Annotated in this window: 7 protein-coding genes; 5 read left to right on the forward strand and 2 right to left on the reverse strand. The window is 40.9% G+C overall.

From position 1 onward, the window contains the following. The first annotated feature begins 36 nt into the window (after positions 1-36). The 4 genes from VNE01S_RS18460 to VNE01S_RS18480 all read left to right on the forward strand — a co-directional run bounded on the left by VNE01S_RS18460 (position 37) and on the right by VNE01S_RS18480 (position 3,394). Positions 37-504, forward strand: coding sequence for a GNAT family N-acetyltransferase (locus tag VNE01S_RS18460; protein WP_053397266.1), 468 nt, complete (start codon positions 37-39; stop codon positions 502-504). Between the two features lie 151 nt (positions 505-655). Beyond that, positions 656-1,189 (forward strand): hypothetical protein, encoded by a 534-nt coding sequence (locus VNE01S_RS18465; RefSeq protein WP_039479077.1) that lies wholly within the window; start codon positions 656-658, stop codon positions 1,187-1,189. Between the two features lie 718 nt (positions 1,190-1,907). Beyond that, a complete protein-coding gene (locus VNE01S_RS18475) occupies positions 1,908-2,126 on the forward strand; it encodes a hypothetical protein (protein ID WP_053397267.1) in 219 nt (72 codons plus the stop codon). Positions 2,127-3,043: 917 nt separating this feature from the next. Next, positions 3,044-3,394, forward strand: coding sequence for a hypothetical protein (locus VNE01S_RS18480; protein WP_053397268.1), 351 nt, complete (start codon positions 3,044-3,046; stop codon positions 3,392-3,394). A gap of 126 nt (positions 3,395-3,520) precedes the next feature. On the opposite strand, the gene VNE01S_RS18485 is transcribed toward VNE01S_RS18480, so the two are convergent. Both VNE01S_RS18485 and VNE01S_RS18490 read right to left on the reverse strand, forming a co-directional pair. Then, positions 3,521-3,820 carry a type II toxin-antitoxin system RelE/ParE family toxin gene (locus VNE01S_RS18485; protein WP_001247271.1) on the reverse strand — a complete coding sequence of 100 codons (300 nt, stop codon included), beginning with the start codon at positions 3,818-3,820 and terminating at the stop codon, positions 3,521-3,523. After that, on the reverse strand, positions 3,817-4,059 hold the full coding sequence (locus VNE01S_RS18490; protein ID WP_011080384.1) for a type II toxin-antitoxin system ParD family antitoxin: 243 nt from the start codon (positions 4,057-4,059) through the stop codon (positions 3,817-3,819). Before VNE01S_RS18490 ends, VNE01S_RS18485 begins: the two co-directional genes overlap by 4 nt. A 206-nt stretch (positions 4,060-4,265) precedes the next feature. Between VNE01S_RS18490 and VNE01S_RS18495 the strand changes: the two genes are divergently transcribed. Then, on the forward strand, positions 4,266-4,718 hold the full coding sequence (locus VNE01S_RS18495; protein ID WP_053397269.1) for a DUF6882 domain-containing protein: 453 nt from the start codon (positions 4,266-4,268) through the stop codon (positions 4,716-4,718). The last annotated feature ends 123 nt before the right edge of the window (positions 4,719-4,841 follow it).

Genomic DNA, 4,841 nt, shown 5'->3' on the forward strand with positions numbered 1-4,841 from the left:
ACACCTTAATTGGGCGTTATGTGGCAAAGAGGAAGTATGGAAATTTCATTATTAGCGGAACATCAGCATGAAGTGTCAAAAATAGCTGGATGGTATTTTCGAGAATGGGCATCGAAAGTACCTAATGTCACGGAAAAAATGGTGCAAGAAGATATTGCACATAAAGCGACCAACCAAGCAATGCCTTTAAGTATTGTTGCGCATGAAAATGGAAGCCTTGTCGGAACCCTAGAGCTTAAGTTTCGGGAAAATAGAAATTACCCTGAATATGTACACTGGGTAGGTGGTGTCTACGTTCCAGCCGAACATCGTGGAAATGGCGTTGCCAAAAAGCTGTTGAGTGAGGCTAAAAAAATGGCAGTAGACTTTGGGGTAAAAGCCCTTTACTTACAATGTGAAAGTAAGAACGTAGGTTTGTATCTTGGGCAAGGTTTCACTTCACTTCATCAATCTACGAGTAATCAGGTTGAAACGACAATAATGGTTTGGCACGCAGCCACATAACAAAGCGTTTAAGAGGGACGCCATACGCTTGCTGGTTTCGCTTCGCTCAAGTTTAGCAAGCGCATGTCGCCCCTTAACGCGGCGTTAGGTGCTACATTTACATCATGCAGAATATCAATAGCTATCAATGAAGGGAAAAGTAAGTTTATTTATGGATGACAAATTACTGAGCAAGTATTTGGAATACGCAGGTACAGAAGAAGCTCTAGCGGTTCTATTTGTGAAAAAACATCTCAATAAAGCAAAAGGACATTGGGTTGATATATCTGATTTTCGCAGGTACGAAATGTCCGAAGATGACATGCATTTTAAATTTGTGAACGGTGGCTTATACAAACGAAAGTTAAAGCCAAAATATCCACCAAAATCCGATTTTATGATTAACGGTAGGTTCAAAGAGCGCGAATATTATCTGGCAATTCGAGCCATTACATGGGAAACAGCACATAGAGACATAGATCAACAAAAAAAGAAAAGGGTCAGGGCAATAAACTTCAAAATAACTGGGGTAAGTTACGATAAAAATCGAGGTAACAAAAACTACTTCAGAGCAGATGCTCCTCCTGAAATAAAGGCACTTGCTAGAAACCTCAATGATCGTACAAACCCTCTATGGGATAGAGCTATGGCATATGTTAATGAGCCAGAGTTTGTTTATAAAATCAAGCAAGTCCAAATCTGCTAGAAGTACGCACCTAACAAAGCGTTTAAGGCAGATTCGCAACGCGTGGCATTTTTGGTTTTAATCAGCTTTAGTGTTTAAGGCACAATGGGTTAGGTTCAGTGGTGATGTTGCTCACTACTTAACGCGGCGTTAGTTGCCAAGGCGAAAAACGCAGCTAAAGCAGAGTATTTAGGGCTAATGGTCAGTGCTGTTTTTTCCTGATTCTGTGTTTAGGTGTAAGTTTGCTGAAGTTGCGTTCGATGTTTATTAGCGTGGTTTTGGTTTGCTGTTTCAGAAGCCGATCGCTTGTTGAGAGTCAGCTCTGTGATATTGTCTTTTCAAATGAGCTTTTTGGTGTTGTTAGCCCGTTTTCTACGGCGCTGTTTGTTTCAAGTGGTTTCAGTGAGAAACGCTTTAAAACTACGCCTGATTTGAGCCTACCAAAACACATAAAGCTAGTGTTGGCAAAGTGGCAATTAGCTTCAAATCAAAGCTTTAGGTTTGGCAACTAACAAAGCATTCAAGAGGGATTCACAACGCTTGGCAGTTTTGGTTTGAATTAACTTTAGTGTTTACGGCACAATGCTTTAGGTCGGGTGGTTTGCGTTGTTCACCCCTTAATGCGGCGTTAGCAGTCTATTAGCTCTAGCTTCACGAAAATGACAAAACTGGTTGTGATAAATTTATTGTCGTTGTAGCTTAAATGTATGTTTAATCGGTATAAAAATCAGGGATATGTATGAAAAAGTTGGCAGTGGCAACCTTAATTCTGGCTTCTGTATCTAATGTGGTTTTTGCTCAAAGTTTGAATGAAAAATTGGCCAAGACCGAAGTAAGTCATTTGCAGCTTTTGGCTAACAATATGAACATGTTCATGCTTACAAAAATGGAAAGTATGAAAGAAAAGTCTCAGAGCAATGGTGAAGAGTTCGTTAACGAGTTTTCAAGGCTCACATAGATCAAGAGAACAATCTGGTGTTTAATGCATACTATTCAGCGCCTGTAGCGTCACTTTCCAAAGATAAGTGCCAAGAAAAGCTATCATCAGATATTGAAGGATTAAGCGGTGAAAGTGGTGTGAGGGCTTTTCAGACAATATCTTATTTCCAACTCTCCAGTTCCGAGGTCTCTGATATCTTAGAAAGTGCTAAGTATTCGGTAACGATTATTGCAAAAGAGAACAATGAACTGAAAATATCATGTTCAAAATAGTCTGCTAACAAAGCATTTAAGAGTGATTCGCAACGCTTGGCGTTTTCGCTTCGCTCAAGTATAGCCAAGCGCCGCTCACACCTTAATGCGGCGTTAGTACTGGATTGGCATCAAAGGTAATAGTTTTCGGTGTTTATTGGTTTCTTTTCCTAGCTTTACACCTGAGAAAATGTGCCTTTCACGTTCTTTCCGGTGGCACTATATGAGTTGTGTTCGCTTTGACTGTACCGTTTACGGCTTCTAACTTTCGGGCTATTTCTCTGGTGTGGCTTCTTTGGTGTTGGGGACTCATCGTCAACAGCTGAGTTTCTTTGGCGCTGCCGTACAGTTGCGAAGCCCGTATTCTTTGCTAATTTGAAAACGGTGAAAAGAGGGCAGTTTGGCAAGTTTTTCTTCTAGCCAACTTGCGTTTTGAGATTGAGTTCTAGTTTGGCGGTTGTCCCTTTAGCTTCAGCGTTTTAAGCCAGAAGTCTCGTGCTATATTTCAATATCTTGGTGTGTTTCAAAGGCTTTAAGGGCAGCGTACTAACAAACAATTTAAGAGGGATTCGTAACGTGTGGCATTTTTACTATGCGTTAATTTTCGTGATTAAGGTGGTTTGCGGCGGCATCGGTGTTGCGTTACTCACCCCTTAATTGGGCGTTATGCTCTAGGAGGTAATTTTGCTCGATTTACTCAAAAAAGTGGTTCTAATTAACCTCTCAGCGGCTCTTGTTGTGATCGCTCTAGCCCAGTTTGTTCCATTCTTTGCTACCACTCAGTTGGTCGATTTTCTTTTCTTTGTTGTCATAGTCATATGGGTTTTGGCGAAGCTAATGTGGGAAGGTGGAGTCCATAGTAAGACGACTCGGTTAGATGACCCTAGAACAGACAAAGTCTACAAAATGGTAGAAGGGCATGATTTCGACAAAGATGAACGTGAGCACTATCGAATGAACTACCAGACAGGTTTAGTTTTCTTCATAGCCGGTCTGCCAGCGTTTATTGCTTGTTTAGTCCTTCAATTTCTATGAGCACGAGCATAACAATAAATTCAAGCAGATTCGCAACGCTTGGCATTTTTGGTTTGAATCAACTTTAGTGTTTACGGCACAATGCTTTAGGTCAGGTGGTGGCGTTGCTCACTACTTAATTTGGCGTTATGCGCCGAAAATTGGATTCACATCCATGCTTTTGTGGAGGATACGGATAATCTCAATATTTTGGCTGCCGATCTGACGATAAAATATTACGTGGCTTCCTTGTGGGAATTTTCTGTAGCCATCGCGAATTTCGTCACAGGCTTTACCAATGTCAGGATTTTCGGCTAACAACCAAAATGAGTCATCAAACTGTTTTAGATAAATATTTCGCTGTTCACGACCCCAGCGTCGAGAGGTAAACAAGGCTATATCTCTTAAATCAGATTTCGCCTTGTTAGTTAACTGAAATGGTCTCATTTTCTCTCTTCGCTATCTAACTCATTGATAAACGAATCAAGGTCATAATCCGCAACTCCACTTTCTTCGCCTTCAACAAGCAATTGGCGTAAAGTGTTCATTTTAGTTTCTTGAGTTTCAAGTAAACGTAAAGCTGAACGAATGACTTCACTTGCAGAGCCATAGCGACCGCTTTGGATTTGGTTAGCAATAAAACCATCAAAATGGTCACCTAAAGTAATACTAGTGTTCTTAGCCATAACATAGTCCTCAATACCAAAAGATACCTAATTATGGTACTAGTTAGGCTTGGATGCAAGGCGCATAACAAAGCGTTTAAGGCAGATTCGCAACGCGTGGCATTTTCAGTTTGATTCAGCTTTAGTGTTTACGGCACAATAGTTTAGGTTCAGTGGTAGCGTTGCTCACTACTTAACGCGGCGTTATTATAAGTCAAAGAGAAATTATGTGGACAGATGAAGAAATAGACTCATTCGTGAATAAGTGTTTCGGCAATATGGTGTTGGCGAACGATAGATTAGAAAAAGAATATGGCTTGGGACATTTTGAAAGATTTGATTTTGATGTTCCAAATGGTTGCTTAGTCTTTAGCGATACACATCGAACAGTTAGATTTGAAATTGCATTGATTTGCTCAACTGATACAACGAAGGGTACTTTACAGTGGGCTTGGGCTAATATTTCACTACCACATCACCTGACAAAAGAGTCATCAACACTCAAAACGCTCGCAAAAGAATCTGGCCTGAACATTTTTGATACTCCTATCTGGGAGGCGTCTGAGGAAGAAGGGTGGGAAATGGCTGCAATCGCTTTAGAGAAGCTCGGTGGTCTTGGCGTTTATCGGTGTCCGACTGGAAGTTCAATGCTTTTTGTCGTTCTAATGTCGGTTGTGTGAATGACTTATAACAAATTGTTCAAGAGTGATTCGGCACGCGTGGCATTTTTACTATGCGTTGGTCTTAGTGGTTAAGGTGTTATGCGGCGGCTTCGGTATTGCGTGCCTCACACCTTAACAAAG

The organism is Vibrio nereis NBRC 15637 (assembly GCF_001591105.1).
In the GTDB taxonomy this organism is placed as follows: domain Bacteria; phylum Pseudomonadota; class Gammaproteobacteria; order Enterobacterales; family Vibrionaceae; genus Vibrio; species Vibrio nereis.

What these genes read in the sequence shown, in the direction of transcription:
- VNE01S_RS18460 (WP_053397266.1), top strand. Translation starts at nt 37, where the DNA reads ATGGAAATTTCATTATTAGCGGAACATCAGCATGAAGTGTCAAAAATA.
- VNE01S_RS18465 (WP_039479077.1), top strand. Translation starts at nt 656, where the DNA reads ATGGATGACAAATTACTGAGCAAGTATTTGGAATACGCAGGTACAGAA.
- VNE01S_RS18475 (WP_053397267.1), top strand. Translation starts at nt 1,908, where the DNA reads ATGAAAAAGTTGGCAGTGGCAACCTTAATTCTGGCTTCTGTATCTAAT.
- VNE01S_RS18485 (WP_001247271.1), bottom strand. Translation starts at nt 3,820, where the DNA reads ATGAGACCATTTCAGTTAACTAACAAGGCGAAATCTGATTTAAGAGAT.
- VNE01S_RS18490 (WP_011080384.1), bottom strand. Translation starts at nt 4,059, where the DNA reads ATGGCTAAGAACACTAGTATTACTTTAGGTGACCATTTTGATGGTTTT.
- VNE01S_RS18495 (WP_053397269.1), top strand. Translation starts at nt 4,266, where the DNA reads ATGTGGACAGATGAAGAAATAGACTCATTCGTGAATAAGTGTTTCGGC.